At 72.3% G+C, this 2106-nt stretch carries 3 protein-coding genes; all 3 read right to left on the bottom strand.

Annotation, left to right across the window (positions count from 1 at the left end):
• Positions 1 to 409 precede the first annotated feature (409 nt).
• Positions 410 to 1252 carry a 23S rRNA (adenine(2030)-N(6))-methyltransferase RlmJ gene (gene rlmJ, locus x551_RS21500; RefSeq protein ID WP_011831290.1) on the bottom strand — a complete coding sequence of 281 codons (843 nt, stop codon included), beginning with the start codon at positions 1250 to 1252 and terminating at the stop codon, positions 410 to 412.
• Positions 1253 to 1292: 40 nt separating this feature from the next.
• Complete coding sequence (locus x551_RS21495; protein WP_036235891.1) at positions 1293 to 1886, bottom strand: MOSC domain-containing protein; 594 nt, start codon at positions 1884 to 1886, stop codon at positions 1293 to 1295.
• The coding region (locus tag x551_RS21490) for a TOBE domain-containing protein (RefSeq protein ID WP_036251198.1) at positions 1883 to 2106 on the bottom strand (224 nt) is incomplete at its 5' end. The genes x551_RS21490 and x551_RS21495, both read right to left, overlap by 4 nt.

The following is a 2106-nucleotide window of genomic DNA, read 5'->3' as shown; positions in this document are numbered from 1 at the left end:
CGGCGCGATCAGGTCGACCATGATCGGCGCGGCGGCCTGCACCGCTTCGCGCACCGAGTCGATCTGCAGCAGGCCCCAGCCGCCGGCAACGTGCGCCGCCAGCACGCCCAGCACCAGCCCGCGCCGCGCGCCTGCGTCAGGCCTTCCGACGAGGCGGTGGGCAGCGGTGGGGGCGCGACGCCGTTCGGCAGGGGAGGCAAACCAGAGCTCATGAGAAGTCTTGGGGTCCGCAGGACCGGCGAGAGGGCGCCTCGGTCAGAGCCGGTGCGCCGAGGGCTCGGCGGGACGGCCGAAGCCGGAGCAAACCATTTTAATGCGAATCATTCGCATTATTCAAGTGACTTCAACGGCATCGGCTGCGCCGGTCCTGTCCGGCAGCGAGGAGCGCACCGAGTGCGCGACGGCGCGCTCAGGCCGCGCGCTGTTCGAGCAGGTGGCTCGGCGTGTCGACCTGCGCCAGTGCCTGGGCCAGGTAGGGCAGCGTGTCGCGCAACTGGGCGTGCAGCGTCCAGGGCGGGTTGATCACCACCATGCCGCTGCCGGCCAGGCCGAAGCCCTGCACGTCGAGCGGCTGCACGGTGAGCCGGGCATGCAGCCAGCCCTTGGGCGCCAGGTTCTGCAGCCGCTTGGGCAGTTGCGCGGCCTCGATCCGGCTGACCTGCGGGTACCAGACCAGAATCACGGCTTCCGCAAAGCGCTGCAGCGCCTCGCGCACGGTCGCGACGAGCCGGGCGTAGTCGGCCTTCAGCTCGTAGGACGGGTCGATCAGCACCACCGCGCGGCGCGAGGGCGGCGGCAGCTGGGCCCGCAGCCCGGTGAAGCCGTCCTCGTGGTGGACCTCGGTGTGCGGCCGGTCGGCATGGTGGGCGGCGAGCGTGCGCAGGTCGGCCGGGTGCAGTTCGAACAGGCGCAGCTCGTCCTGCGGGCGCAGCAGCCGGCGTTCGAACTCGGGCGAGCCGGGGTAGCGGCCCAGGCCCCCATCGGGATTGAAGTCGCGCACCACTTGCACGTAGTCGGCCACCATGGGCGGCAGGTCGCTGCGGTCCATCAGGCGCGCGATGCCGTGCTCGAACTCGCCCTTCTTCAGCGCCTCGGGCGTGCCCAGCGAGTAGCCGCCAGCGCCGGCGTGGGTGTCGATCAGCCGGTAGGGCTTGTCCTTCTGCGCCATGTGGCGCAGCACTGCGCACAGCACGGTGTGCTTGAGGACGTCGGCATGGTTGCCCGCATGGAAGGCGTGTCGGTAGGCGAGCATGCGGTGATTGTCGCGCGCCGGGCAACGCGGCCCTCGCGCGTCAGTCGCGGCGGTGCCTGCCCATCACCGCACGGAACAGCTCGGGAATGCCGACCTCTCGCGGGCCCGGCTGCAGCACGCCCGTCTCGCCGGCCGCGATCGTGCCCGGCTCGCGCACCGCGAGGTAGACGCCGCAGTAGCCCGACTGCAGCATCATCTTCGCGGCCTGGTTGAAGCCCATCACCGCGTTGAACTTGTAGCAGGGCTGGCGTGGCGCGGCGACCGCCAGCGCGCAGTGCGGGAAGCGCAGCACGTCGCCGATCCACAGCTGGCCTTCCCGCAGGCCGGCGAGCGTGAGGTTCTCGCCCATGAAGCCGTGCGGCAGCGCCTCGTCCCATGGCGCCACGCGGGCCTGCGCGCGCACCGTCTGCCAGAACGCGTAGTGCTCGCTGGGGTAGGCGTAGACGGCCTTGTCGAGGCCGCCGTGCACCGTGGGGTCGGCCTGTTCGTCGCCGGCGAGCCCGAGCCGGCCCACCCCCACCGCGCCGCTCACGCCGCGCTTGCCGATCGCGCTCAGGACGCGGCGGTTCTCGCCGACGTCCAGCGGGCGCGCCGCGGCGACGTTGACGCTCAGGACCCGCAGCGCGTTGCTCATGAGGACGAGGACTCCGTTTCGGTATGGACGGCGGCGGCGCGCCCTTCGACCGCCACCGCCTTGAAGCTGGCCACCATCGGCTGACCCGGCGCCACCGCCAGGGCCTGTACCGAGCGTTGCGTCACGAGCGCCCACAGGCGCTCGCCCGGCGCGCCGCCCGGGCCGAGCGCCAGCTCCACCGCGGCATACGGCGCCTCGCGCTCGATCACGCGCAGCACCG

The organism is Methylibium sp. T29 (assembly GCF_000576205.1).
Lineage (GTDB): Bacteria > Pseudomonadota > Gammaproteobacteria > Burkholderiales > Burkholderiaceae_C > Methylibium > Methylibium petroleiphilum.
This window is presented reverse-complemented; position numbering and strand designations above follow the sequence as displayed.